At 53.8% G+C, this 25,731-nt stretch carries 24 protein-coding genes; 15 read left to right on the forward strand and 9 right to left on the reverse strand.

Annotated elements, in window-relative coordinates; all coding sequences use genetic code 11:
- Both B3P58_RS16435 and B3P58_RS16440 read left to right on the forward strand, forming a co-directional pair.
- Positions 1 to 280 (forward strand): phosphoenolpyruvate carboxykinase (ATP) (locus B3P58_RS16435; protein ID WP_286719106.1); only part of this gene is annotated, 280 nt, incomplete at its 5' end.
- Between the two features lie 143 nt (positions 281 to 423).
- Positions 424 to 1,290: a hypothetical protein gene (locus B3P58_RS16440; RefSeq protein WP_286719107.1), complete on the forward strand. Its 867-nt coding sequence runs from the start codon at positions 424 to 426 to the stop codon at positions 1,288 to 1,290.
- A gap of 48 nt (positions 1,291 to 1,338) precedes the next feature.
- On the opposite strand, the gene B3P58_RS16445 is transcribed toward B3P58_RS16440, so the two are convergent.
- Positions 1,339 to 2,478 (reverse strand): helix-turn-helix transcriptional regulator, encoded by a 1,140-nt coding sequence (locus B3P58_RS16445; protein ID WP_286719109.1) that lies wholly within the window; start codon positions 2,476 to 2,478, stop codon positions 1,339 to 1,341.
- A 278-nt stretch (positions 2,479 to 2,756) separates the two neighbouring features.
- Here B3P58_RS16445 and B3P58_RS16450 point away from each other — a divergent pair, with 278 nt between their 5' ends.
- The 5 genes from B3P58_RS16450 to gshA all read left to right on the forward strand — a co-directional run bounded on the left by B3P58_RS16450 (position 2,757) and on the right by gshA (position 10,555).
- Positions 2,757 to 4,340, forward strand: a complete 1,584-nt coding sequence (locus B3P58_RS16450; RefSeq protein ID WP_286719111.1) for a hypothetical protein — start codon at positions 2,757 to 2,759, stop codon at positions 4,338 to 4,340.
- 110 nt (positions 4,341 to 4,450) lie between these two features.
- Positions 4,451 to 4,726 (forward strand): hypothetical protein, encoded by a 276-nt coding sequence (locus tag B3P58_RS16455; protein WP_286719112.1) that lies wholly within the window; start codon positions 4,451 to 4,453, stop codon positions 4,724 to 4,726.
- Positions 4,727 to 4,888: 162 nt separating this feature from the next.
- Complete coding sequence (locus B3P58_RS16460; protein WP_286719114.1) at positions 4,889 to 6,400, forward strand: SPFH domain-containing protein; 1,512 nt, start codon at positions 4,889 to 4,891, stop codon at positions 6,398 to 6,400.
- Between the two features lie 88 nt (positions 6,401 to 6,488).
- Positions 6,489 to 8,825: a Tex family protein gene (locus B3P58_RS16465; RefSeq protein ID WP_286719115.1), complete on the forward strand. Its 2,337-nt coding sequence runs from the start codon at positions 6,489 to 6,491 to the stop codon at positions 8,823 to 8,825.
- 161 nt (positions 8,826 to 8,986) lie between these two features.
- Positions 8,987 to 10,555: a glutamate--cysteine ligase gene (gshA, locus tag B3P58_RS16470; protein ID WP_286719117.1), complete on the forward strand. Its 1,569-nt coding sequence runs from the start codon at positions 8,987 to 8,989 to the stop codon at positions 10,553 to 10,555.
- A gap of 97 nt (positions 10,556 to 10,652) precedes the next feature.
- Here gshA and B3P58_RS16475 read toward each other — a convergent pair whose 3' ends face one another.
- Positions 10,653 to 11,090 (reverse strand): flagellar basal body-associated FliL family protein, encoded by a 438-nt coding sequence (locus tag B3P58_RS16475; RefSeq protein WP_145467175.1) that lies wholly within the window; start codon positions 11,088 to 11,090, stop codon positions 10,653 to 10,655.
- A gap of 165 nt (positions 11,091 to 11,255) precedes the next feature.
- Here B3P58_RS16475 and B3P58_RS16480 point away from each other — a divergent pair, with 165 nt between their 5' ends.
- The 3 genes from B3P58_RS16480 (at position 11,256) to B3P58_RS16490 (ending at position 13,495) form a co-directional block, all read left to right on the forward strand.
- On the forward strand, positions 11,256 to 11,786 hold the full coding sequence (locus B3P58_RS16480; protein ID WP_145467177.1) for a disulfide bond formation protein B: 531 nt from the start codon (positions 11,256 to 11,258) through the stop codon (positions 11,784 to 11,786).
- A 163-nt stretch (positions 11,787 to 11,949) separates the two neighbouring features.
- Positions 11,950 to 12,423, forward strand: a complete 474-nt coding sequence (gene rsd, locus B3P58_RS16485) for a sigma D regulator (protein ID WP_145467179.1) — start codon at positions 11,950 to 11,952, stop codon at positions 12,421 to 12,423.
- Between the two features lie 103 nt (positions 12,424 to 12,526).
- Positions 12,527 to 13,495, forward strand: a complete 969-nt coding sequence (locus B3P58_RS16490) for a WD40 repeat domain-containing protein (protein WP_286719121.1) — start codon at positions 12,527 to 12,529, stop codon at positions 13,493 to 13,495.
- 30 nt (positions 13,496 to 13,525) lie between these two features.
- Here B3P58_RS16490 and B3P58_RS16495 read toward each other — a convergent pair whose 3' ends face one another.
- Positions 13,526 to 13,969: a DUF4124 domain-containing protein gene (locus B3P58_RS16495; RefSeq protein ID WP_286719123.1), complete on the reverse strand. Its 444-nt coding sequence runs from the start codon at positions 13,967 to 13,969 to the stop codon at positions 13,526 to 13,528.
- 223 nt (positions 13,970 to 14,192) lie between these two features.
- On the opposite strand from B3P58_RS16495, the gene B3P58_RS16500 reads away from it, so the two are divergent.
- Positions 14,193 to 14,867: a ParA family protein gene (locus B3P58_RS16500; RefSeq protein ID WP_286719125.1), complete on the forward strand. Its 675-nt coding sequence runs from the start codon at positions 14,193 to 14,195 to the stop codon at positions 14,865 to 14,867.
- 78 nt (positions 14,868 to 14,945) lie between these two features.
- On the forward strand, positions 14,946 to 16,046 hold the full coding sequence (locus tag B3P58_RS16505; RefSeq protein ID WP_286719127.1) for a hypothetical protein: 1,101 nt from the start codon (positions 14,946 to 14,948) through the stop codon (positions 16,044 to 16,046).
- 28 nt (positions 16,047 to 16,074) lie between these two features.
- Here B3P58_RS16505 and B3P58_RS16510 read toward each other — a convergent pair whose 3' ends face one another.
- Positions 16,075 to 16,590, reverse strand: a complete 516-nt coding sequence (locus B3P58_RS16510) for a TIGR02444 family protein (RefSeq protein ID WP_286719129.1) — start codon at positions 16,588 to 16,590, stop codon at positions 16,075 to 16,077.
- 26 nt (positions 16,591 to 16,616) lie between these two features.
- On the opposite strand from B3P58_RS16510, the gene B3P58_RS16515 reads away from it, so the two are divergent.
- Positions 16,617 to 18,521, forward strand: a complete 1,905-nt coding sequence (locus B3P58_RS16515; RefSeq protein WP_286719131.1) for an ATP-binding cassette domain-containing protein — start codon at positions 16,617 to 16,619, stop codon at positions 18,519 to 18,521.
- Between the two features lie 67 nt (positions 18,522 to 18,588).
- On the opposite strand, the gene B3P58_RS16520 is transcribed toward B3P58_RS16515, so the two are convergent.
- The gene (locus tag B3P58_RS16520; protein ID WP_286719133.1) at positions 18,589 to 21,087 is read right to left on the reverse strand and encodes a heavy metal translocating P-type ATPase; all 2,499 of its coding nucleotides are present in this window, start codon (positions 21,085 to 21,087) and stop codon (positions 18,589 to 18,591) included.
- A gap of 58 nt (positions 21,088 to 21,145) precedes the next feature.
- On the reverse strand, positions 21,146 to 21,556 hold the full coding sequence (gene cueR, locus B3P58_RS16525) for a Cu(I)-responsive transcriptional regulator (protein ID WP_286719135.1): 411 nt from the start codon (positions 21,554 to 21,556) through the stop codon (positions 21,146 to 21,148).
- Positions 21,557 to 21,749: 193 nt separating this feature from the next.
- On the opposite strand from cueR, the gene B3P58_RS16530 reads away from it, so the two are divergent.
- Positions 21,750 to 23,363, forward strand: a complete 1,614-nt coding sequence (locus B3P58_RS16530) for a hypothetical protein (RefSeq protein WP_286719137.1) — start codon at positions 21,750 to 21,752, stop codon at positions 23,361 to 23,363.
- 167 nt (positions 23,364 to 23,530) lie between these two features.
- Positions 23,531 to 24,067, forward strand: coding sequence for a hypothetical protein (locus B3P58_RS16535; RefSeq protein WP_230332136.1), 537 nt, complete (start codon positions 23,531 to 23,533; stop codon positions 24,065 to 24,067).
- An 11-nt stretch (positions 24,068 to 24,078) separates the two neighbouring features.
- Here the strand turns inward: B3P58_RS16535 and B3P58_RS16540 are convergent, their stop codons facing one another.
- From B3P58_RS16540 to B3P58_RS16550, 3 genes are all read right to left on the reverse strand, one after another.
- Positions 24,079 to 24,372, reverse strand: a complete 294-nt coding sequence (locus tag B3P58_RS16540; RefSeq protein WP_145467198.1) for a PA4642 family protein — start codon at positions 24,370 to 24,372, stop codon at positions 24,079 to 24,081.
- 156 nt (positions 24,373 to 24,528) lie between these two features.
- Positions 24,529 to 25,254, reverse strand: coding sequence for a tRNA (guanosine(46)-N7)-methyltransferase TrmB (trmB, locus tag B3P58_RS16545; RefSeq protein WP_286719139.1), 726 nt, complete (start codon positions 25,252 to 25,254; stop codon positions 24,529 to 24,531).
- A gap of 18 nt (positions 25,255 to 25,272) precedes the next feature.
- Complete coding sequence (locus B3P58_RS16550; protein ID WP_225691337.1) at positions 25,273 to 25,665, reverse strand: DUF423 domain-containing protein; 393 nt, start codon at positions 25,663 to 25,665, stop codon at positions 25,273 to 25,275.
- Positions 25,666 to 25,731: the final 66 nt, after the last annotated feature.

A 25,731-nucleotide genomic window follows, 5' to 3' on the forward strand; every position in this document is an offset into this window, starting at 1 on the left:
CGGTGAGCGCTTCAGCATCCCGACTACCCGTGCTGTGATCTCTGCAATCCAGAATGGCAAACTGCGCGGCGTTGAAACCGAGACTGTCCCTGTGTTCAACCTGCTGGTTCCTAAGACTCTGGAAGGCGTTGACAGCAACCTGCTGAACCCACGCAACACCTGGGCCGACGCTGAGAAGTACGACGAGGCGGCACGCAACCTGGCTGCCCAGTTTGTAGAAAACTTCAAAAAGTACGATGTCTCTGATGCCATCGTTGCTGCAGGCCCGCAGCTGGATTAATTCCTGCTTAGCGGCCAATAAAAAACGGGAGCTTCGGCTCCCGTTTTTTATTGGCAGAATTTCACCGACAACGAACAAATTGACCTCATAGGCTAAATCTGCATAATGCCTTCGTCCCTAATGACAATCGGAAGGAACTTATAATGTCATTCAAATTATTACCTGCGTCTATAATCTGTGCTTCAGCTATTCTATTTGGGTGTGCAGCACCTGTAATGAAGTCTGTTAATTTAGGCTCCACCCCCACGCAAATAAAATTAACCTATGATTCGGGTGATACCGGCATATCTCAGGCTCAAGTATTTTCTAATATAAGCAGTACCATCACGAGTGCTGCCGGATACAAAGCCAAAGGCTATTATCGTAACGCATCCGGGATATCGGATATCAAAGGGATGGAAGTAAAATCTCGTTGTATGACAGAATCGCAGTGCATGATCGGTTTATTATTCCAAAATGGGGAGCGTTACTCATCCACCAATAATGAATATGTAACCGTACAAGAAATAGCAATCCCAGTCACATTCAGCCAGGCAGATGGAAAGATAGTTGCGCTCATCGATATTAATTACAGCGTAAATACTCTTGAAGCCAGAAACCCAGTATTTATTCCATATTCTCCATTATTGGACAATGCCGCCCTGACGAGAGTATTTAAAAATATTGAAAAGATCCAACCTGAAATCTCGTTTTCTAAATCGTTTGCAGAAGAACTGACAATCGATAGCCAAGACAACGTCGTATACGGTAACTTCAAAAGAGTGTATGGTTTTTACAAATACAATGAAGATGAGTCTAAGGATAAAATCGGGAAAGAAAGTACATTCAGCTTAACAACAAAACAAGGCAGTGTTCCATTGACTGCTGAAATCTATCCTTCCCGAGAAGGAGCACTATTAAACTATAACTTCACTATGAAGTACTCAGCGAAACCTGATGGGACAACTAACTATAATCCACAGGATATAGCCCCAATTAAAGCATCCATTAAGAATGTAGCAAGCATGTAATCGCACTAAACGGGAGCTTCAGCTCCCGTTTTTTATGGCTGTCATTTCTTATTCCGGACTGCCACTCAGCGGAATCATGGTCTGAATAATAATCCGGATAACATCCTGCTGCGTGTTGACGCCAAGCTTGTTAAAAACCGCTTTCATCTGGCTGCGGACGGTTTCCAGCGCAGTACCATTATGTTCTGCAATATCTGCCAGCTTAAGTCCGTTCACCAGGCATAACGTCACCTGAGCTTCAGCATTGGTCAGAGCAAAAACATTCGCGATCTGTGCCGCCGAAATGTTCATCTGCCCGCCGGGATCACTGATATATACCCTGGCACAACGCTCTTCATCCGACACAGTAAAATGACTTCCCGGCTCCTGCACCGAAGAAATAAACAACACTAACGGGAAGGAGGCATGCGGATGAGAAAATGAAACGGTTCTCACCGCAGCGGCTGACTCAGAGCGGTGATGCAAAGCATCCAGCACATCCTGCAGAGCTGAATCCAGCTGCTTCTGACTTTCGCGGCTATGTGCCTGTAATTTATCTTCGGCCAACGACAATCCTTTATGTCTGCCGAGCACATGTTGCGCTACTGAATTGCAGAATTTTACCGTGCCATCCTGACCCACCAGCAACATGCCCATCGGAATTTTAGATACCAGCGACATCATATTACGGGCTTCACTGCGGGCATTACCCAACTCGCGCTGAATCAGAACCGCACGGCAGATATGCGGAGAAATCAGCCGCAGAATATTGGTTTCGTTGTTGCTGTAACCCGGCGCATTCAGCGATCGGTGCACTGCCATACCAATACGGATATCACTGTCTTTGTGTAAATCAACAACCGAGATATGGCCAATATCCGCAGGCTTCAGAATAAACTGATAATACGAGGGGTTATTCTGCTTCAGCTCCTGCGAAGGCAGAATAGTGACATCATTAATTCTGGTTCTTATCAGCGAAAAGGTATTGTCGTAACGGCCGAGCCCGGCGTTATAGGCCACCGCCAGAATCCGGCTGATGCCATAAATACTGATAATCTGCCGGTTGCCGGATTTCTGATTTTCGATGATCAGTACGCTGGATTTTGACCCGGTGAGCTGACAGAGTTTTTCCATCACCACCTCCCAGTGCCCGGGTTTGTACGAGGCTTCATAAATATCCCCAACAAAATCCAGCAGTTCATTCTGCATAACAACTCCAGACAACGGGCCAGGCCAGATAGCAGACGTACTCCGGTTAAGCCCTGATAAATTTTCTGACATTGCTACAGCAGAATATATGCATACAGCTATCGCTATCAGATTTCATAAATATCAGTCATAAAAGAATACCCGCTCACATCGTCCTGTCCACCCATACCCCCCATATGGGGGATGCCGGTTCAGACTATGCGGGTAATGATATCGGCAGAACGGCTGTTGGCAGATGATCTGCCAATGTTGATATCGAATAAATAAGGAATTCGGCCATGAAATTATTACCTCTTATATTTGTCTCCGGCTGCAGCCTTCTCACCGCCTGCGGCGGCGGAGGCGGTTCTTCATCATCAACGCCGGATACAGAAGAAGAGGTGTTGGTCGGCGCCTTTCTCGACTCTGCCGTTAATAACCTCAGCTACTCATCCCCGTCTTATTCAGGTAGCACAGATATTCTCGGCACCTTTGAGTACGCCGAAGGGGAAACCATAACCTTTTCTTATCTCGGGTTAGTTATCGGCACAGTTACGATGACACCCAGCAAGAACATCATTACGCCACTGGAATTAGTGGGTGTAACCGATACCGATAATCAGACCGTTAAAAATCTGGTGGTCATGCTGCAGTCCATGGATATTGATAAAGACCCGGACAACGGCATCGAGCTTAGCCCCGCCATTGAAGCCGACTTAAGCGGTCTGGATATCACATCCCCCACCTTTACCGATGATCTGGTCTCCGAACTATCGGACCAGGGCACAGCGATTGAGCTGGTCGATGAAGCTGATGCTCTTGACCACTTTGAACTGACGCTGCAAGGCATGGATGCCTCTTCGCTACAGCTGGTTGGTAACTGGGCAGAACGTAGTGCAGGCGGAGAGATATCTTCTCTGATTACCTTCAATTCGAGCGGTGAACTGAGTTCCACCCGCTTTGTGAATTGCAGTGACAACGACGAGTTTATCGCTGCCAGCGTACAATCAGCGCAGCGAAACTGCTCTTCTCAGAGCTCGAGCTACCGCTGGGAACTGTCCGGCAGCACCATCATCATCCGCGACGGCGACACCGTTGCCGATCGCTGCAGCATCCGAAAATCATCGGCTTACATGATACAAGCCACCTGCATGACCGACGCGTTTGTGCGTTTTGAACGCCAGATCACGACACTGTCACCCGCACTGATTGCCGCCAGCTACCGCAACATTCACAACAGTGGCGACAGCTATGCCAACCTCACCTTCAACAACGATCAACAGGGTGGCGGCTATCAGTATGTGAACTCAGGCAACGACCTATCGAATAGTGGTACCTTTACCAGCTGGTCGGCTTCCGGAACCAGCCTCAGCGTCACCGGAACAGACGGAGCAAACGATGCGTTCAACACCACCTACACCGTGCAATCGGCCTTTAATGGTGCCCTGATCGTCGATAGTGGTGATGACGTGTCAGCCCTGATTCCAGACTTCAAAGACAACCTCGCCAGCAACATGACCTTCCGTAATCTGAAAGTGTTCGATGCCATCAGCGGAAAATGTAAACGGCTGATGTTCTCGCAATCAGACACGAATCAGCCAACTCAGGACACCCTGGTGTACCGTGATCCGGTGAGCGAAGAAATTTGTGACCCCGGCAATATGGAGGACATCCCGGTGGGTACAGAAGCGACAACATACACCTTCAATATCATTGACGCCGACTACATCACACTTGAACACGGCGACTATGAACGCCGCTGCGACCCGATTGATCGGGTTTATGGGGATAACACCGGAGCCTACTGGTACATGGCGTGTTCAACCAGCAATGCCTCTGTTGAGAATCAGATAGAGCTGGAGATCTGGTACAACGCATACTGATTCCGGCGCGCTAAGCAGAACCCACTCTAAGTCACATTAATGCCCCGGCCCCCGTCAGGGCATTTTTCGTTATACTCCCGCCTCTGTTTTTCTGATTCACCAGGATTGTTATGAGTCACGACACCATTGGATTACGCCTTGCCGAAGAACTGGGCATCCGCCCGCAACAGGTAGCGGCTACCGTTGCCCTGCTGGATGAAGGCGCCACCGCTTCCATTAACGTCACGGCCCAGCACGGTGCGATTGTGCTGGAAAAAGAAGGCGAAGCGGAAATTTGCTGGCCTGTTTCGCACAATATCACTTCCGAAAATGGCAGCTACACCCTGATGGCCTGCTCACCGGATAATGGCGGCCCGGACAGCTTTAACTACCAGCTCTGGTATTAATCCGAACAGCCGGATGATCAAACCAAACGGGAGCCTCGGCTCCCGTTTTTTATTGCTTTTGACAAGCGTCACAACTGCATCTTCTGCGCATTGAGCTGACAGGCATCCGCCGTTAGACTCCGCTTTCCAAAATTCTGACAACTCTGAAAACAAGGAACTGTTATGGCCTTCTGGGGCATTCTTACTGGCATACTCTGTATCGCCGCTATTATCGCATTGGGTTTTTTCCGTGCCGCCCAGCACATGAAAGTTGAGCGTATGCGCAGTGAGCTGGAATCTCAGGGCGTGGCTGCTGAAGATATCAGCAGTCGTCTTGATTCCATCACTTACGATATTCCCCAGCAGGTTGCGCCGTCGCTGGTGATTGCTGCGGTTATTTCTTTTGCGTTTGGCATGTTCAATCAGGTGTTTTTCTACGCTGAGCCGGGTTTTGTCTACCACGTACGTACCATCACCGGTGAAGAAAAAGTAGTCTCAGACGTCGGCTACAACACCTACCTGTTCGGCCGCTATAACGCCTGGAAACGATCGATGACGGTACAGGCTGTTGTCGGTAAACGTGAAGAACTGACAGCCGAGCGTGACGATGCCTTCGCCAGCGCACTGCTGCCACCACTGAACATTATGTTCCTTGATCAGGTGGATGCTGATGCCGAAGCCACCGTGCGTTTTTCCATCCCGCAGGATCAGGAGCATTTCCTGAAACTCGCCCACGAATACCGTTCTCCGGAAAATCTGCTGCGCACCGCGCTGATTCCGGCCTTTAAAGAAACGCTGCAGTCCACCGCATCGCTGATGGGTGCCGAAGAATATTATTCCGGTGGCCGTTCCGGCTTTAACTCTGAGTTTGAAAATCAGATGGCTAACGGGATTTACATCGTCAAACGGGAAGAGCAGCTCAGCCGCAGCAACCGTAAACAAAAATCCTCTGCCAATGCCGCTCTGGGCGAAGAGCAACAGGATTACGGCGACGAAACCAAAATCGAATTTGTGGTTATGAAACAAGTCGACGACAACGGCATTCCAAAGCGCAAAGTGCAGAAGTTCACCAACTTCGGCATTACCGTACTGGATGCCCGCGTCACCGATATGCGCCCTAACAAGAAATTCGTTGAACGTATGCAGCTGAAGCAGAAAGCATCCGCCGACCGTGCGATTGCCCGTGAACAACGGATTCAGGAAGAAGAACAGCGCCTGCTGGCGATCGCCAAAGGTGAGCGTGAAGTGGCCGAGCGTCAGGCCAAAGCCAAAGTGGAGCAGATTCAGCACACCACCGAAGCCGAGACCGAAAAACAGCTGGCGATTACCGGTGCCGAAAAGCTGAAAGAACAGGCTGAAATTGCCAAAGAAACCGCCCAAATCGAACTGGAGAAAGCGCGCATCGAAGCCGAAACCCAACGCACGCTGGCCGACGCTGAAGCCTATCAGAAGAAAGTGATTCTGCAGGCCGATAACGCCCTCGCGCAGAAACTGCAGGCCGAAGTTGAAATCCAGAAACTCTGGGCCGAAGCCTTTGCCAAACGTCAGGTGCCAACCAACGTCTTTGGTGGCAATGGCAGCGGCGGTGCACCGGTTGGCTCCGATGCCGAAACCAAAGCTTTTATGCAGATGCTGACCCTCGATGCCGCCAAACGTCTGAATTACGACCGCGACATCACCAAAGCCAAGAAGTAAGTCATACTTTTTGCCGGGCTCAGCACATGAGCCCGGCCCACAAGTCCGTTATACTCCCCCCGGTTTTATCGTTTCCCCTGAGAGTGTTATGAGTCACGAATCCATCGGTTCCCGTATTGCTGAAGAACTGGGCATCCGCCCACAACAGGTTGCAGCCGCTGTCGCGCTGCTGGATGAAGGTGCAACGGTGCCCTTTATTTCCCGATACCGTAAAGAAGTCACCGGCTCGCTGGATGACACTCAGCTGCGTACGCTGGAAGAGCGTCTGCGTTATCTGCGCGAGATGGAAGACCGCCGCGCCTCGATCCTGAAAAGCATCGAAGAACAGGGCAAACTGAGCGACGAGCTGAAGCGCGATATATTAAGCGCCGACACCAAAACCCGCCTCGAAGACCTGTACCTGCCGTACAAAACCAAACGCCGCACCAAAGGCCAGATCGCCATCGAGGCCGGTCTGCAGCCACTGGCCGAAGCGCTGCTGGATAACCCGGCGCTTGACCCGGAAGCCGAAGCCGCCGGATTCCTCAACGCTGAACAGGGCGTGGCCGATACCAAAGCGGCCCTCGACGGTGCCAAGTACATTCTGATGGAGCGCTTCGCCGAAGACGCCAACCTGCTGGCCAAGCTGCGTACCTTTATGCAGCAGGAAGCCACCCTGTCGGTGCGTGTTGTGCCTGGTCAGGAAGGTGCGGGGGCCAAATTTGCTGATTATTTCGAACATGATGAAGCGCTGAAAGGCGTGCCCAGCCACCGTGCACTCGCCATTCTGCGTGGCCGTAACGAAGGCATATTGAGTTTCTCGCTGGTCACCGGTGACCCCTCCGACAAACTGACGCCAAGCCCGTGCGAAGGCATGATCGCCTCGCATTTTAATATCGAACAACAGGGCCGCGCCGCAGACCGCTGGCTGGCCGAAGTGGTGAAATGGACCTGGCGCATCAAACTGCTCACTCACCTCGAAACCGAGCTGATGGGCAACCTGCGCGAAAGCGCCGAAGAAGCGGCGATTAAAGTGTTTGCCGATAACTTGAAAGACCTGCTGCTGGCCGCTCCGGCTGGCCCGAAAGCCACCATCGGCCTCGATCCGGGTTTGCGTACCGGGGTGAAAGTCGCGGTGGTCGATGCCACCGGTAAAGTGGTCGATCACTGTGCGATCTTCCCGACACCACCACAAAACCGTATCGCTGAGTCCGAAGCCGTGCTGATGGCCTTAATCAGCAAACACAATGTTGAACTGATCGCCATCGGTAACGGTACCGCCAGCCGCGAGACCGATAAATTCGTCGGCAATATGCTGAAGAAATTCAAAGCCACTCAGGTACAGAAAGTGATGGTGAACGAGGCCGGCGCTTCCGTTTACTCTGCGTCTGAGCTGGCGGCGAAAGAATTTCCGGATCTCGACGTAACCATCCGCGGTGCGGTGTCCATTGCCCGCCGTCTGCAGGACCCGCTGGCCGAGCTGGTGAAAATCGAACCAAAATCCATTGGTGTCGGCCAGTATCAGCACGATGTGAATCAGAGCCAGCTGGCACGCACGCTGGATGCGGTGATCGAAGACTGCGTAAACTCGGTCGGCGTTGATCTGAACACCGCCTCAGCACCACTACTGACCCGTGTTTCCGGTCTGAACAGCACTCTGGCGAACAATATTGTTGCCTTCCGCGATGCCAACGGTGCCTTTAACAGCCGCGCCGATCTGCTCAACGTACCACGTCTGGGCGGTAAAACCTTCGAACTGGCCGCCGGTTTCCTGCGCATTATGAACGGCAGCAACCCGCTGGATGCCTCGGCCGTACACCCGGAATCTTACCCGGTGGTGGAGAAAATCGCGCACCAGTTCTCGCGCGATGTAGCCAGTCTGATCGGCGATGGCGCGCTGCTGAAGTCGGTTAATGCCGCGCAGTTTACCGACGATAAAGTCGGCGAAATTACCGTTAAGGACATTCTCAATGAACTGCAGAAGCCGGGCCGCGATCCGCGTCCGGAGTTCAGATTCGCGCAATATCAGGAAGGCGTGGAAGAGATCAGAGATCTGAAGCCAAACATGGTACTCGAAGGGGTAATCACCAACGTCGCCGCCTTCGGTGCTTTCGTCGATATCGGCGTGCATCAGGATGGTCTGGTACACATTTCCGCACTGTCCGACACCTTCGTCAAAGACCCGCGTGATGTGGTGAAAGCCGGCGATATCGTCAAGGTTAAAGTGATGGAAGTGGATGTCGCGCGTAAGCGTATCGGCCTGTCGATGCGTATGAGCGACGATGCCAATGACCGCGCCAACGAACGCACACCCGGCGAAAAACCGCAGCGCAATGGCCAGCGGGCGAACGGTGCGCCAAACCGCAACAGCTTTGGTGATAAAGCCCAGGCTCAGGGCGCGATGGCCGGAGCCTTAGCCGCCGCGTTTGCCAAAGCAAAGAAATAACCTTCACCAGCATGACACTGGTTCCCCACAGAGATGCTGCGGGAGCCAGGCATTCTCTTGCAGGCAACAATGAATACCACCAGCCTTACCGTTGGGAGGTATCGTCCGCCAGCAATTTCCCCCTATAATCCGGCGATCTGTGTTTCTGCCCCGAGGCGACTTTGGCTAATTATCAACAAGCCCTGAATCTGTTCAGCGAACCGCAACATCTGGCACTGCTGGCACGTTTACAGCGTGGTATCGAAAAAGAAGGCTTACGCTGCTCACCTCAGGGCATCATCAGCCAGAAACCGCATCCGAAAGGGCTGGGCTCGGCACTGACCCACCCAAGTATCACCACCGACTACTCCGAAGCCCTGCTGGAATTTATTACGCCGGTTTTCGAAAGCGCTCACGAGGCCCATGCCTATCTGAGTATTGCTCACCGCTACGCGTACAAACAGCTGGATGGTGAGCTGATCTGGCCAAGCTCCATGCCCTGTATTCTGCAGGGTGAGATGAGCATTCCGATTGCCCATTACGGCAGTTCTAACCTCGGCCAGCTCAAGCATGTTTACCGTCATGGTTTGTGGCACCGTTATGGCCGTACCATGCAGACCATTTCCGGTATTCACTACAATTTCTCGCTGCCGGCGGAAATCTGGCCGCTGCTGCAGGCCAACGATGAACGCGGCGATCAATACAGCCCGCAAAGCTATATTTCGGCGCGTTATTTTGGTCTGATCCGTAATTTCCGCCGCTATTCGTGGCTGCTGATGTACCTGTTCGGCGCCTCGCCAGCAGTGTGCGCCAGCTTCCTCGCCGGCCGTGATCACAAGCTCGACCGCCTCAATGAGCACAGCCTGTATGCGCCTTATGCAACGTCGTTGCGCATGAGCGACCTGGGTTATCAGAACAACGCCCAGTCTGATCTGATGGTGTGTCACAACACCGTCGACAGCTATATCAAAACCCTTGGCAAAGCGATCAGCGCGCCGGTTCAGTCCTACGAAGAGATTGGTCTGCAGGACGAGCACGGCCACTACAAGCAGCTGAACACCAATCTGCTGCAGATCGAAAATGAATACTACAGCGATATCCGTCCCAAACGCGTTGCCCGCAATGGTGAAAAACCGCTGCAGGCGCTGGATAAATACGGCGTCGAATATATTGAAGTGCGCTGCACCGATGTGAACCCTTTTATGCCGCTGGGTATCGACGTGCCGCAGATGCAGTTTATGGATCTGTTCCTGACCTGGTGTCTGCTGCAGCCAAGCCCGGATATCGACGAAGACGAATACTGGCGCATCAAACGCAACCAGCAGAAAACCGTGATGGAAGGCCGTCGTCCGGGCCTGATGCTGGAACAGGGCGGCAGCGATATCAGCCTGCAGCAATGGGGCATGACCATACTCGACGAGATGAAAGAGCTGGCCATCATGATGGACCGCGCCAGCGGTGAAACTTTCCATATCGACACCCTCGGACAACAGCGTCTTAAGCTGGCCGACAGCCGCCTGACGCCGTCTGCGCAGGTGCTGCTGCAGTTGCAGGAAAGCGGTCTGGAGTTTGCCGAGCTGACCCTGCAGCAGGCCGAACGTCACCGCAAAACCCTGAGCGAAAACCTTGGCCCGCAGGTCTACCAGCAATGGCAGCAAATGGCGCGCGATTCGCTGGCGGCACAGGAAGAACTGGAGCAGTCAGACAATCTGCCATTTGCCGAATATTTAGCGCATTATCTGCAGCGCTGAGCGGAGCGGCAGGCAATAAAAAGGGAGGCACTGCCTCCCTTTTTAATTTTCACGGTGAATTCCGCACCGTTAATTCTGTGCTCTTAATTCTGTATCTTTAATTCTGAACAACGAAATTACTGAAATATAAATCGTCGATCAGTGGCGAACCTTCCAGCTGCACCATCAGTGCCCGTACTTCATCCAGTGCAACTTTACGCAATGACTCACGCCCCTGCGAGCTGTTCATGGTTTCTGATTCCTGCGCACTCAGCAGCATCACCAGGTTATTGCGGATATATGGTTTATGTTGGCTGACAGCCGCTGCCGCCTCATTACCGGAGACCTTCAGCGCGATTTCGGTACGCAGATATTTCATCCGCCCGGTGCTGCCATAATTCACCACAAACGCCGGTTCCAGATGAATATACTTGGTCTGATTTGCTACCGCCGTTTCCTCCTCTGCCTGAACAACCCGGCTTATACCTGCCGTTGTCATCAGCAGCCCCAGCATCAGTCCCGTTGCTGACATTAACTTCCAAAACCTGCGGAACATACCGCCACTCCTCCTGACTAATTTGAGCCCGTTAATACGGATTTAACAGCGCCTGACCCGGCCGCCTCGGCTGCCGCCCTATTGATCTTAGACCAGATCCTCCGGATTGTGGCTGTGTTAGACTTCAACCAAACCAGGCGAGAAGCGCCGGATCGTGGAATTTTTATGAAAACATTTCTGAAATCACTGTCATTACATCACGGCTATCTGGCCGGCTTTCTGTCCTGCGCTGCGCTGCTCGCAGCCGCTTACTACTTTGAATACGCACTCTATCTTGAGCCCTGCCCGCTGTGCATGGTACAGCGACTGGCAACACTCGCCATCGGGCTGGGTTTTCTGGCCGCATTTATCGCGCGCCAGCGGGGCGATAAACCTGCCAGCTGGGCGTTGCGTATCGCGTTAATATTCACGTTGTTGTCAGCCATCGGTGGTGTCTGGGTCGCCGATCACCATGTCTGGCTGCAGAATCTGCCACCGGAAGATGTTCCGGCCTGTGGTCCGGGATTCGATTACCTGATCGAAACACTGCCGCTGAGCGAGCTTATCGGTGTCATGCTGCGCGGTAACGGTAACTGCGCCGATGTATCCTGGAGCTTTGTTGGTCTGAGCATGCCGGAATGGACGCGTCTCTGGTTCCTGGGTTATGCCCTTGCCGCTGCTTTTGCCCTGTTCCGCGTCTGGCCACGTCAGCGCTGAGCGGAACACTGAAGAGCAAGCAGAAAACCTTGATTTCACAAGGCGGAAAACAGAAAAAAGCTGCTTGCTTCGCCCTTTTTGACCGGCCTATAGTGTCTGCATACCCTCAGAACAATAATGCTGCGACCCGGAACACCAAAGCAGGGTCGCCAAGGAGAAGAACATGCTGGAAGGTTGCAAAACTGCACAGGAACGCTGGGGCGGCGTTCATAAACTGATTGATGGCTGGCTCAGCGGTCGTCAGGAACTGATCGTTTTATTCTGCAATCTGTCTGCCAGCAAACCGCTGTCAGCAGAACAACCGCTGGGGCCGGGCATTCAGCGCTTCTGCCAGAGCATGATGGATTACTGCTCCGCCGGTCATTTTGAAATTTACGAGCAACTGATCAACGAAGCCAAAGAATATGACGATGGCGGCCTGGAACTGGCTTCCACACTGGTTCCCAAACTCGACGAACTGACCGGACGCTGTGTCGATTTTAATGACACCTACGACCAGCACTGCACCTTTGAAGAACTGGCGCAGCTGCCAAAAGATTTATCAGCAATCGGTGAAATTCTGGAAGAGCGTTTTGAACTGGAAGACCAGTTAATCGAACGCCTGCACACCATTCACCGCGAACTCGTGACCGAATAACTCTTCCTGCTTTTGCTCTCTGGTTCCCGCGCACGGCGGGAGCCGCACAATATCCCACCAGACGAACTACACTGATACAGAATTTATCTGCAACGGGTTTGCCATGATTCTGCGTGTGCGGCATTTGTCTTCTGCCTTACTTCTTTCTCTGACCCTGCTCCTGAGCGCCTGCGACGGTGGTAAAGCGCCCGCCGATATCCGTGAAGTTGCGCGTCAGGGTGCCTATTCCATGCGTTTTTCAGCCAACGGTAATGAACTGATGGTGGGCAGCCTGCATCATGGTGGCAGTCTGTGGAGTATCAGCCCGCCAGAGCGCCTGATCGACTGGAATCACAAAGCCGATGACTACAGCAGTATCACCAGCAGTGCGTTTTCTCCGGAAGGTAACTTTGTTGCCACCACCGACAACCGCACCATCGTTCTCTGGGCACGCGACAGTGGTGAGGCTGTGTGGTTCTGGAATTCACCCGGCGATATTCAGGACATCGCCCTGACCAGTAACGGCAGCTACGCACTGCTGGCGATGGCCGATTACACCGCCACACTGTTTGATATTAAGAATGGTGGTATTCGTTTGCGTCTCGCGCATGATGGTACGGTTTACGATGTCAGCGTCAGCGATAACAGCCTGCTCGCCGCCAGCGCCAGCGACGACCTGAACGCCCGTATCTGGAATCTGGAAAACGGTAAATTACTGCATCAGCTCAAACACAATAATCAGGTAAAAACCGCTCAGCTTTCTGCCGACGGACGCCTGCTGTTTACTTCGGCATTAAATGAAAGCGGCAAAATCTGGGATGTTGCTTCCGGGCGTTTATTACAACAGATTGATCGCACCCGTGGCCATTACAGTGCCGCACGCTTTTCCGCCAATAACAGCCAACTGTTAACCGGTAACAGCTCCGGTCAGATCGAGCTGTGGAACACCGCCGATGGCACGCGCAGCCAGATCTGGCGTGCAAGCCCGAGGGATACCTGGGTAAGCAATAATGTTCTGGTCGAAGACGTTGCCTTTCACAACAACGAATGGCTGGCAGCAGGCTCAAATGGCCTGCTGTATTTTCTGCGCTAGAGTCGCTCAGTACCTGTCAGAAGCAGGCGCTCAGCGCGCCTGATCAATCTCTTTTTTATGCTGATCCACCAATGCCTGCACGCCCTTGGCATCGTCCAGCAGTTTGGGAATATTCGCCGGATTCACCGTCATCGGCAGCCCGGGCAGTGGCGCAGCTGGCTCCTGTGTCTGTTTCTTGTCTGCGCTGCCGTCTTCGCCGTCCATCTGGGGCAGCCTGACACTCTGAATAACATTGGCAGCGGTATCAATATCAACCGCCTGCGCGGTGACCCCTTCTGGAACCTCATCGCCAAAGTGCCAGACACCGTTCTTATCCTGCCATTTATAGTAAGTTTGCCGTGTATCTTCGGTGGACAGCAGCTCTTGTTTATCATCGAGCGACATCAGTGGTTTGCCATCCGGGCCATTAATAAAGTAAGGCGCCGCAACCGCCAACCCCAGAATAAACAGCATAAAAGCTATTTTGCTTTTCATTTGATCATCCTTGTGATTCATTCCACGGCCAGAGATTATAACCTATGCTACAAATGCGCTGGGCAAAAAGCGCCCGTAATAATTATAGGTATACCCGGAGTCTGTTGACATTCATTACATCAGGCCCAGGGGAAACAGGGATATTTAAGTGACAGAAACGCTAACGCCACAAGATGCTCCGGCAACGGTCCGGGTTGTCAGTCGCGCGGCTCCTGTTCGCATAATGATTGCGAACGCCAAAGGCGGCTGTGGCAAAACCACCATGGCAACCAATCTGGCCAGTTACTTTTCCCGGCAGGGTGAAGTCACGGCGCTGATTGACTATGACCCCCAGGGATCATCTATGGACTGGTTACAGGCACGCGACCAGCATCTGCCAAAAATCAGTGGAGTGCCGGCTTTTCAGCGCCACGTACCCAGTGCATCGACACGGGTCTGGAGCCTGCGTGTTCCGGCCAACACCAGCCGTGTGATTCTCGATACTCCTGCTGGCCTTGCCGGTAACGAATTATCCGATCTTATTCAGCAGGCTGACCTGATTGTTATTCCGGTGATTCCTTCCGCCATCGACATCCGTGCTGCCACCGGTTTTATCCGTGACGTACTCCTTTCCCGGGCTTATCGGATTAATCCGAAGCCCATCGCTGTGGTCGCTAACCGGGTGCGTAAAAACACGCTGATTTATGCCAAGCTCGAACGCTTCCTTAACAGCCTGCAAATTCCTTTTATCGCCGCACTACGCGATACTCAGTTCTATGTCCGTGCCAGTGAGCATGGATTAGGTCTGATTGATTTCGATCAGCAGGATTCAAAAGACGAAAAAGAATGGCAGCCTTTGCTGCAATGGTTGAGTAATACCATTGAAAATATTCGTCCCAAGAGCGAAAAAGACAAATAAATTCACCTAAAATAAATAGATGATTTTAATTCATTTCGTATAATGCCCCGACGATCAAACCCGAATGAGGAATTGCACATGGCCGCCCGCAAAAAAGCACCTGCAAAAAAAACCGCTCAACCCAAAGCAAAAGCCGCTGTAAAAACAGTTGCTAAAGCTGTTGTTAAGAAAGCAGTAGCAAAAAAACCTGTTGCCAAAAAAGTTGTAGCGAAGAAGCCGGTAGCGAAAAAAGCGGCGGTTAAAAAAGTCGTTGCTAAAGCAACTGCTCTGAGTGCAATACAGCAACTGGAAAAAGATATCGCAGCACTGCAGGCCAAACTGGCTACTGCCCGTGCCAAAGAGCTGAGCGATGCAGAGAAAGCCGTTGCCAAAGCAACTGCCACTCAGGCCAAAGCCAATGAAAAACTGGCCAAAGCCAATGCCGCACGCAAAACCGTTGCCGACAAAGTAAAAGCCAAGAAAACCCCTGCCGGTGTTCGCCAGCTGGAAACCGCCCGTAGCCGTGTTGAAGCAGCTAAAACCGAAGCGGCTGCAGCAAAAGAAGCTGCAGTTGCTGCCAAAGCTGCAATGGCAGCTCTGACTCTGGAAGCAAAATCTCGCGCGGCACTGGACAAAGTCATCGCTGATTTTGAAAAAGCTCAGGCTAAACTGGCAACCAAAGCACCGGCCAAAAAGAAAGCCGTTGCCCGTAAGCCTGCCGTGAAAAAAGCCGTTGCTGCTCAGCCAGCTGCTCCTGCTGCTGCCGAAAAACCAGCGACTGCCAAAAAAGCTCCGGCTAAGAAAGCCGCTGCCAAACCTGCCGCCAAGAAAGCAACTGCTGCAAAACCTGCAACCAAAGCCGCTGCTAAACCTGCAGCAGCCAAACCAGCGGTTAAGAAAGCGGCCGCCAAGCCTGCAGCTAAAAAACCAGCTGCGAAAAAGCCAGCCGCTAAACCAGCAGCTCCTGTCGCCGCTGCTGAAGCAGAAGTGAAAGACGTTGCCGTTGAAGCTGCAAAGGTTGAAGCACCGGCGGTTTCAGCTCCTGTTGTTGAGAAACAGACAGCTGAAACACCAGTCGTTGAAAACGCAAAAGTTGAAGCTCCTGTAACAGAAGCGCCGGCAGCACCAGTAGCCGAAACTCCTGCTACTGAAACTCCGGCTGAAGACAGCGACAAGTCCAGCCTGTTTGGTAATAACTAAGCTGCTGCATTGTCATTACCTGGCGAAGTTACTTCGCCAGTAATAACAGCTGTTGTAAAAGAGGCCCACTGGCCTCTTTTTTTTGTGCCGTCACTGAACCGTTATCGGCCATCGTGATGTTCTGCAGTAACGTCAGGTTAACTGCACTGCAATCTGCCTGCTCTGTCAGTGCCTGCTGTTGCAGCCAGGTGAATATCAGCCGTATACCTTCCTGCTCTGCCTGTAATTCACTTTGCAGTAATTGCTTACGTAATACAGCCTGCTGCGAACGCAGCGGTTCGGCATTTAAGTGTGAACGTGCCTGCCTTATTGGCAGAATCACCTGCTCACGCCAACGAAAGTAGTCACCGGCTTCCGCCAAACTGTCTGGTAACAAACATTGCTGCTTACCCAGCCACAACGCCGTCAGCAGCAACAATACATCCATACCGGCATCGTTCTGCAGGCTCAGCAACGTCTGCTGTACTCCGGGGCGTGCATAAAATGTCAGGGCGAACTCCCACAGTGGGTTATCACCGCTTTCTGTGGCAAACTGCGCCGCCATTGCCGTCACCTTTAATTAGCCAAGTTATGATCGAATTTAATCAGGTTTCCCTGCAGCGCGGAACGCAAACTCTGCTCAAAGACTGTCAGCTGCGTATTCACGATGGGCAGAAAATGGCACTGATCGGTCCGAACGGGGCCGGTAAGTCGAGTTTATTTGCGCTGCTGAACGGTGAACTGCAGGTGGACGGTGGCGATCTGTACATTCCGCCAAAGTGGCGCATTGCCCATATGAGGCAGGAAGTGGAAGCCAGCGAGCGCAGTGCGCTGGATTACGCGATGGATGGCGATGCCATTTACCGCCGCATCGAGCACGGCATTGCCAACGCCCAGAATGATAACGACCTGACCCACTGGCTGGATCAGATGGATCAGCATCAGGGCTACAGCGTGCCGGTAAAAGCCGAGCAACTGCTGCACGGTCTGGGCTTCAGCAAAGAAGAATTACAGCGCCCGGTTAAAAGCTTTTCCGGTGGCTGGCGTATCCGCCTGAATCTGGCGCAGGCGCTGATGATGCCGTCCGATTTACTGCTGCTCGATGAACCAACCAACCACCTGGATCTCGAAGCAACCTTGTGGCTTGAGCAGTGGCTGAAAAATTATCCCGGCACACTGTTATTTATTTCCCATGACCGCGATTTTATCGACGGTGTTGCCAACAATATTGTTCACCTGCATCAACAGGCGCTGACGCTCTATCCGGGCAATTACAGCGCTTACGAGCGTATCCGTGCGGAAAAACTCGCACAACAGCAAACGCTGTTTGAAAAACAACAGGTGCGAGTGGCCGAGATCGAACAGTTCGTTGCCCGCTTCCGCGCCAAGGCCAGTAAAGCCAAACAGGCACAGAGCCGCTTAAAAGAATTGCAACGCATGGAGCTGATCGCGCCGGCGCATGTGGATTCACCTTTCCGCTTTGAATTTCCGTGCTACGAAAAAATGTCAGCGCCACTGCTGGCCATTGATCATGCCGCGCTGGGTTATGCCGGCAAAACCATTCTGCCCGATGTGCGCCTGTCGATTGTACCGGGCCATCGCGTTGGTCTGCTCGGCCCTAACGGCGCGGGTAAATCAACGCTGCTGAAAACCCTGTGCAACGAAATTGCCATGCTTAGCGGTGAACGCTCCGAAGGCGAACATCTGCGCATTGGTTACTACGCTCAGCACCAGCTGGAATCGCTGGATGTAAAAGCCTCCGGCGCGCTGATATTGCAGCGTTTAAAACCGAAAGCATCCGATCAGGAAATCCGTAATTTCCTCGGCGGTTTTGGTTTTCATGGTGATAAAGCGCTGGAAATTATCGAACCCTTTTCCGGTGGCGAAAAAGCCCGCATGGCGCTGGCCTGTGTCGCCTGGATGAAGCCCAACCTGCTGATTCTGGATGAGCCGACCAACCATCTGGATATCGAAATGCGCGAAGCCTTAACGCTGGCGCTGCAGAATTTCCCCGGTGCGATTTTAATCGTCAGCCACGACCGTCACTTATTAAAAGCAACCGTCGATGAATACTGGCTGGTCGATAACGGCAAGGTGCAGGAGTTTGATGGCGACCTCGACGATTACCATCACTATCTGCAACAGCGGGAAGAGATGCCTGCCGATGGCAGCGACGGCACAGTAACACCTGCAACCAGCGCTGCGGCCAACGTGCCACAGGCAGATCGCAAAGAGCAGAAACGTCTGGATGCCGAAAAACGCCAGCGTCTGGCTCCCCTGCGCAAGCAACAGCAGGCAGCGGAAAAGCAGATGGAGAAATTCCAGACCCAGCTCAGCGCGGTCGAAGAAAAATTATCCGACACCGGTCTGTACGATGCCGAGCGCAAAGCAGAGCTTAATCAGTTGCTGCAGGAACAGGGCAAACTGAAAAGTGCGCTGGAAGAAGCTGAGATGGAATGGATGGAGCTGACCGAACAGCTGGAGCAGGCGGAATAATATCCGCCTGCTTTACCTGTTTTTTAACAACATGCATTTAACAACAGGTATTTAACAACAACCTGAATCAGCCAAGCACCGCTTTAAAACGCTTCAGCCGCAGCGCATTACTCAGCACAAACACACTCGACATCGCCATTGCCCCCGCCGCCAGCATCGGCGACAGCAGCACACCATAAGCCGGATACAACGCACCGGCTGCCAGTGGAATCAGCAGGGCGTTATAGGCAAATGCCCAGAACAGATTCTGGCGGATATTACGCAGTGTCGCCTGACTGATGGCCAGCGCATTCGGCACCGCCCGCAGGTCGCCATTCATCAGCACCACATCGGCCGCTTCAATGGCGATATCGGTACCCGTGCCAATGGCTAAGCCGACATCCGCTTCGGCCAGTGCCGGCGCATCGTTAATACCATCACCAACAAAAGCCAGTGCACCGTAACGGGCGCGCAGAGTTTTCAGCGCTTCTACTTTGCCTTCCGGCATCACTCCGGCAACCACCTCGTCGATACCGAGCTGCGCAGCAATCGCCTGCGCGGTGCGTTCGTTATCGCCGGTAATCATCGCGACTTTTAAGCCCAGCGCATGCAGCGCATTAATCGCCGCAGGAGTGGTGTCTTTAACAGGATCAGCCACCGCAATGACTGCCGCTAATTGCCCGTCGATGGCGGCGTACAGCGGGCTCTTACCCGCCGCGGCCAGCGCCGCACTCTGCGCGGCTAAAGGCCGTAATTCCGCGCTCATTAAATCCAGCCCGAGCTGTTGCATAAACCGGTCGGCGCCTATTTCAACACGCTTGCCATCGACCAGTGCACGGATACCCAGACCGGGAAGCGCGGTAAATTCCTGCGGCTCACTCAGTGTCAGCGAACGCTCTCTGGCAGCGCGTACAATAGCCTCAGCCAGCGGATGTTCAGAATGCTGTTCGGCGGCGGCGACTAATGCCAGCAGACTGTTTTCTTCAAACCCCGGCTGACAGATCAGATTGGTCAGCTCCGGCTGGCCTTTGGTTAAGGTACCGGTTTTATCCAGCGCGACGATTTTACTGTCACGCAGGCTCTGCAGCGCATCGCCACGGCGGAACAGAATACCCAGTGCCGCGGCCCGCCCGGTACCCACCATAATGGAGGTTGGCGTCGCCAGCCCCATGGCGCAGGGGCAGGCAATAATCAGCACGGCAACGGCATTAATCAGGGCAAAACTCAGCGCCGGTTGCGGGCCGAACAGCAGCCAGACCACAAAGGTCAGTGCGGCAATGGCCATCACCAGCGGCACAAAGATCGCCGTGACTTTATCGACCAGCGCCTGAATCGGCAGCTTTGCGCCCTGCGCCTGTTCGACCATGCGGATAATCTGTGACAACAGGGTATCGCCACCCACTTTTGCCGCGCGGAACGTCAGCGCGCCGTTTTTATTTACCGTGCCGCCCACAACTTCATCTCCGGGTGCTTTCGCCACCGGTAACGGTTCTCCGGTGAGCATGGATTCATCGACATAGGATTCGCCTTCCAGTACCTCGCCGTCGGTGGCAATACGCTCACCGGGGCGCACCACCAGTACATCACCCACCTGAATATCCGCCAGTTCGACATCCACCAGCTCTGTTCCGCGTTTGACCCGTGCAGTTTTTACCTGCAGGCCCAGCAGGTGCTGGATGGCTTCGCCGGTACGGCCTTTGGCGCGCGCTTCGAGTAAGCGCCCCAGCAAAATCAGGGTAACGATCACCGCCGCTGCCTCAAAATACACATGGCGCGTACCTTCCGGCAGCCATTGCCCGGCAAAGGTCACCACCAGCGAAAAGCCCCAGGCCGATAAACTGCCCAGCGCCACCAGCGAGTTCATATCCGGTGCGCGACGCCATAACGCCGGCAGACCTTTACTGAGAAAACGCCGGCCGGGGCCAAACAGCACCAGCGTGGTGAGCACTAACTGGATGCCCCAGTTCAGCGGCTGACCCAGAGTCTCTGCCAGCCACTGCTGCATGCCCGGAATAATGTGTGCGCCCATTTCCAGCACAAACACCGGCAATGTCAGCCCGGCGGCCAGCCAGAAATCACGCTGTAACTGCTGCTGTTCCTGTTCGCGCCGGGCGTTGTCGTCATCACGCTCAGCGGCCAGAGGTGTGGCATCGTAACCTGTGGTGCGGACCGCTTTGATTAACGCTGCCGCATCCAGATTACCGGCCAGCACTTCCACCGTGGCGGTTTCTGCAGCCAGATTGACCTGCGCACTGAGCACGCCGGGCAAACCGAGCAGGGCTTTTTCGACCTTGCCGACACAGGATGCGCAGCTCATACCGATCACCGACAGCTGATACTGCTCAGTGCGGGTTTCATAACCACAGTCTTTGACCGTTTGCAGCAGCGCCTGTGTTTGCCCATCGGCCGCCAGAGCCACCTCGGCTTTTTCACTGGCCAGATTGACGCTGGCGGCGCTGACACCCGGCGTCGCCAGTAAGGCCTGTTCGACACGGCGCACACAAGAGGCACAGCTCATGCCGATCACCGGCAATTGCAGCACGGCAGCAGAATCATCAGGGATGGGAATAGCAGTAGATTGAGTCATCGTTCTGTCCTGTCAGGAAAGCAATGACTGCAGTGTGAACCTTACCATGGTGGTAAGGTCAAGCGTCTGAATGAACGCCGTCGTCTGCCGCCAGCTGAGCAAGAATCGCGCAGTGCGACTGGTCATCGCCGGAGCAGGCGGCCACCATCTCCTGCAAGGTGCTGCGCATGGCATGCAGCTCCTGAATTTTATGTTCCACTTCCTGCAGATGCTGCCCCGCCAGTGCCTTAACCTCACGCGCGGAACGTTGCGGATCGGCCCATAGCGCCAGCAGCTCACCGATTTGCGGCAGCGAAAACCCCAACAGCCGTGAACGACGGATAAACCTCAGCATTTCAACATCCTGTGCCGAATACTGACGATAACCCGCGGCGGTACGCGCTACCTCAGGCAGCAGCCCACTGCTTTCATAATGGCGGATCATCTTTGCCGATACACCGGCCTGAGTGGCCGCTTCACCAATGTTCACTCTGATATCTCCTATCGTCTTCGCGCTTACCATCCCGCGCAGCAGCACAGAGGTCAAGCCTGCGAAGCTCACACCTTTTCCTGATTGATAGCGCTGTTAATTATGAACAGACATTCATCAATATATTAATCATCTTAATGTTATCAACAGCCCGGCCGACACCCTGTGCATAACCAGCCAAAAGGAAACGGCCATGAAGATTGTTCAGTCGCAGATACAACTCAGTGCTCAGCAAAAGGATCTGTTATTAAGCGCCCGCCTCAACGCTATGTCGGTGAGTGTCACAGCAGGTGATGGCGAGAATGATGGCAGCAATCCCGCCGGCGGCAGCAGTGCCAGCGCCGGCATTCAGTTGTCGCTGAGTACACGCACCGAAAGCAGCCAGGCAGTGAGTCGCAGCAGCAGTGTTACCCATGCCGATGGCAGCCAGCAGCAATCGTCCTCAGCCTATCTGGCACAACAGCTGACCGAGCAGACCACTCAGCTGAATGTGATCGTCAGTGCCGTGAATGCCCGGCCGGGCAGCGCAGGCCTTGGCGTACAGGTCGAAGTGCAGAGCGTATTGCAGGTTGAGCGCGGAGAGTCGCTGGTCTTTGAAGCACTGGGTCAGGTACAGACCGAAGACGGCCGTCAGATTGATTTTATGCTGGCGCTGGATTTCAGCCGTTACACCCGCGCCGAGCAGACCAACCTGTTTCAGGGCCAGCTCAACCTGATCGACCCGTTAATGATTAATCTGAACGGCGGTGCGGTCGAACTGAGTGACCAGAGTTTCAGCTTCGACCTGAACGCCGACGGCCAGAGCGAGAACATCGCCCGTACCGCCGCCGGCAGCGGTTATCTGGTATTCGATAAAAACAACAACGGCATCATCGATGACGGCAGCGAGATGTTCGGCCCGCAGAGTGGCAATGGTTTTGCCGATCTGGCGCAGTACGATGACGACGGCAACGGCTGGATTGATGAAAACGATACCATCTTCAGCCAGCTCAGCCTGATGGAATTTGATGACGAAGGGCCAACCCTGCGCTCCGCTGCGGAAGCCGGCTTAGGCGCATTTTTTCTTGGTTCTGCAGCGTCCGATTACGAGCTGAAAAACGACGCCGGCCAGGTACGCGGAGTGATTGCCCGCTCCGGTGTTGCACTGAATGAAAACGGCGAAGCGCTGTTATTGCAGGAAGTGCATCTGAATACTCCGCCCGAGCTGCCGCAATACGCCATCAGCGGCGGCAACCTCGCCCTGAGCAGCGAACAGGGCACGGTTAATCTGCAGTCGCCGCTGAGTTTTTTTCAGTTCGATAACGAACTGCTGAACCGCCGCGATGAACAGACCCGTGTGCAGCTGCGCTTTGAACCAGACCAGGGCGTCAGACTGGAGGCCGGCGGCCCTCTGCCGGGAACCGCCGCCGCTGGTAATCATGCCAGCAACAGTACTCACAACAACAATAACAACGGTAACGCCATTCAGGGTCGTGCACCCCGCCCGAATGCGCCCCTTTACGATGATCTGCAGCCCCGCCGCATGAATATGCGCCAGTGGGCCGCCGATGCCATTAACCGCTATCACGCCGAAGAGCAGCGTAAGCCCAGTAATAAAGACGCCCATGTGTATGTCGATATTCCTGACCCGGTGCGGGCCACCCCGCTTAACCTGCGCAACGAAATCGAAGCCGGCAGCAAAGATATGGACAACAAACTGAAAGCCCTGCGCGCCACCATTGAAGAATTAAAACAGATGCGCGAGCAACAACTACACAGCGAAAAACCGCTGGCGCTGTATCAGGCGATAGGTCATTTGCAGGGATAAAAAACGAACTGAAAATCTGCACAAAAGCGGCGGCCTGCTACCGCTCTGGCGGACAGCCCCTGCCGCTCTTTTCCTTTAAGGCCGCAATGCAGAGCCAAACCGCAGCCTGCAGCTGCCATGGCATACATACTGCTTTCTGACAGAACCATCAGAAAAGGAGGCAGGGTATGAACATTAACCGCACGGAGGCACTCGCCGCCATCAGTCACAACATCAATAACAACCCTCAGTCGCAACCTGAATACAAAGCAGGAAAAAACAGCAATACGGTATTTGCCGATCTGCTGCGCGTACAACAGCAGGCGCAAGCTTCTGCAATACCATCAGCTACAGCACCAACGTCAGCACCATCAGCTGTAACCTCATCTGCTCCATCATCCGCAAGTATGGCGCCAGCGCCTTCCTCATCAGCAACCAACGTCCAGGCGTCACCCGCGGCAGAAGCAGAAACCGGTACCAAGAGCAGCGCCGTACAGGAATTCCGCGACTATATGGCAATGAGCGATGCAGAAAAAATGCGCGCGGCGGTGCTGAAAGAAATGGGGCTGACCGAAGAAGAGTTTGAACAGCTGCCACCGGAAGAACAGCTGGCCATCGAACAGAAAATTGTCGAGCGGCTGAAACAGGAAACCGGCGTCAGCGATACTGGTTTTAATACCGAAGCCATCAGCCTGTTACTGCAGGAAATGCCGCAGCCAGGCTGAGCTTATATTACTTATTCAGCACCCGCCGCACGCAGTGCCGCAGCATATTCTTCGCCTTTGCTGTGGCTGGCGATGGTTTGCAGAATGCTCACACCTTCTGCATTTTTTGCATTCAGGTTATGGCCTTCGGCTTTAAACAGTTCCACGTATTCGGCAAACACTTCCGGCACCATATGACGGTAAGCGCGGATGGCAGCAACGTAATCAGCATCGCTGCCGTCATAGCTGTTGGCGCTCAGAAATTCACGCAGCTGCGCTTCTGACCACTCACCACCAAATACTTTTTCTTTATCTTTTTTCTGCATAATTTACTCCTGAGTATTCTGCTATCCGATTAATGTTGATCGCGTCAGCGAGGCAGTCAGTGCGCGGCAAAGGTCCGCGAGAAAGCGCAGTGTATACAGCCATACATGAGCATTTCGAGCGGAGCTTTAACAAAGCAATGACAACGCAGCTAGCGATCAAACTTTACGGAACATTAAATCCCACACCCCATGCCCCAGCTTCTCACCGCGGTTTTCAAACTTGGTCAGCGGGCGGTGCTCCGGACGCGGTACGCAATTGCCCTTACCGGCAACGTTTTCATAACCTTCGGCCACATCCATCACTTCCAGCATATGCTCCATATACGGTTCCCAGTCGGTCGCCATATGGAATACGCCACCCGGCTTTAAAATACGGCGGATGGTCTGGGCAAATTCGGCCTGCACAATGCGGCGCTTATGGTGCTTTTTCTTGTGCCACGGATCAGGGAAAAACAGCTGCACGGTATCGATGCTGTTATCCGGAAGCATTTTCAGCACTTCGATCGCATCTTCTTTATAACTGCGCAGGTTGCTGATACCGGCTTCTTCCGCCAGATACAGCAGTGAACCAACACCCGGCAGATGCACTTCCACACCGATAAAATCTTTTTCCGGCGCGGCCGCCGCCATCTGCACCAGCGACTGACCCATGCCGTAACCGATTTCCAGCACCACGTGGCCGTCACGGCCAAATACCTCAACCGGATTAATCGCGCCCTGCGCCAGTTCGAGGCCCATTACCGGCCATTGCCGTTCGAGAGCGCCTTCCTGGCCTTTGGTTAAACGCCCGGCACGGATAACAAAGCTTTTGATACCGCGGCGGTAAACCGGTTTGTCGCCTTCCGCAGCCGCAGCTGCCGGATTTTCATCATGTTCGCTCACGCTAACCTGCCTGAATAATTACAAAGAGTGTGAAGGGGTTTTCAGCTTAACGGCCGCCACCAGCAGCGCCGACCAGCCCAGCAACCAGCTGACGCCGCCCAGCGGCGTGATCATACCCAGCGGCCGCACACCGCTCAGCGCCAGCAGATACAGGCTGCCGCTGAACAGAATCAGACCCAGCAACATCAGCCGCGCCGACCAGCTCAGCCAGCGCGATGGCTGCACCTGCAGCCACAGCGATAAGGCCAGCAGAACCACAGCATGAATCAGGTGATACTGCACCGCGGTCTGGTACACCGTCAGCATATCAGCGCTCAGTACGCCCTTCAGACCATGCGCTCCGAACGCGCCCAGTGCGACGCCGCTGAAGCCTGCGACGGCGGCGGTGATCAGTGTATTTTTTGCCTGCATAAAAAACCCCCTGCGGTTTTGGCCGGCGATTATAAAGGAGCCGGGCGGTCAGGTCATATCCGGAGC

The organism is Thalassolituus sp. UBA2009 (assembly GCF_002335285.1).
Lineage (GTDB): Bacteria > Pseudomonadota > Gammaproteobacteria > Pseudomonadales > Oceanobacteraceae > Venatoribacter > Venatoribacter alkanivorans.

Coding starts and splice junctions, on each gene's coding strand:
- B3P58_RS16440 (WP_286719107.1), top strand. CDS start 424: ATGTCATTCAAATTATTACCTGCGTCTATAATCTGTGCTTCAGCTATT.
- B3P58_RS16445 (WP_286719109.1), bottom strand. CDS start 2,478: ATGCAGAATGAACTGCTGGATTTTGTTGGGGATATTTATGAAGCCTCG.
- B3P58_RS16450 (WP_286719111.1), top strand. CDS start 2,757: ATGAAATTATTACCTCTTATATTTGTCTCCGGCTGCAGCCTTCTCACC.
- B3P58_RS16455 (WP_286719112.1), top strand. CDS start 4,451: ATGAGTCACGACACCATTGGATTACGCCTTGCCGAAGAACTGGGCATC.
- B3P58_RS16460 (WP_286719114.1), top strand. CDS start 4,889: ATGGCCTTCTGGGGCATTCTTACTGGCATACTCTGTATCGCCGCTATT.
- B3P58_RS16465 (WP_286719115.1), top strand. CDS start 6,489: ATGAGTCACGAATCCATCGGTTCCCGTATTGCTGAAGAACTGGGCATC.
- B3P58_RS16475 (WP_145467175.1), bottom strand. CDS start 11,090: ATGTTCCGCAGGTTTTGGAAGTTAATGTCAGCAACGGGACTGATGCTG.
- B3P58_RS16480 (WP_145467177.1), top strand. CDS start 11,256: ATGAAAACATTTCTGAAATCACTGTCATTACATCACGGCTATCTGGCC.
- rsd (WP_145467179.1), top strand. CDS start 11,950: ATGCTGGAAGGTTGCAAAACTGCACAGGAACGCTGGGGCGGCGTTCAT.
- B3P58_RS16490 (WP_286719121.1), top strand. CDS start 12,527: ATGATTCTGCGTGTGCGGCATTTGTCTTCTGCCTTACTTCTTTCTCTG.
- B3P58_RS16495 (WP_286719123.1), bottom strand. CDS start 13,969: ATGAAAAGCAAAATAGCTTTTATGCTGTTTATTCTGGGGTTGGCGGTT.
- B3P58_RS16500 (WP_286719125.1), top strand. CDS start 14,193: ATGATTGCGAACGCCAAAGGCGGCTGTGGCAAAACCACCATGGCAACC.
- B3P58_RS16505 (WP_286719127.1), top strand. CDS start 14,946: ATGGCCGCCCGCAAAAAAGCACCTGCAAAAAAAACCGCTCAACCCAAA.
- B3P58_RS16510 (WP_286719129.1), bottom strand. CDS start 16,590: ATGGCGGCGCAGTTTGCCACAGAAAGCGGTGATAACCCACTGTGGGAG.
- B3P58_RS16515 (WP_286719131.1), top strand. CDS start 16,617: ATGATCGAATTTAATCAGGTTTCCCTGCAGCGCGGAACGCAAACTCTG.
- B3P58_RS16520 (WP_286719133.1), bottom strand. CDS start 21,087: ATGACTCAATCTACTGCTATTCCCATCCCTGATGATTCTGCTGCCGTG.
- B3P58_RS16530 (WP_286719137.1), top strand. CDS start 21,750: ATGAAGATTGTTCAGTCGCAGATACAACTCAGTGCTCAGCAAAAGGAT.
- B3P58_RS16535 (WP_230332136.1), top strand. CDS start 23,531: ATGAACATTAACCGCACGGAGGCACTCGCCGCCATCAGTCACAACATC.
- B3P58_RS16540 (WP_145467198.1), bottom strand. CDS start 24,372: ATGCAGAAAAAAGATAAAGAAAAAGTATTTGGTGGTGAGTGGTCAGAA.
- B3P58_RS16550 (WP_225691337.1), bottom strand. CDS start 25,665: ATGCAGGCAAAAAATACACTGATCACCGCCGCCGTCGCAGGCTTCAGC.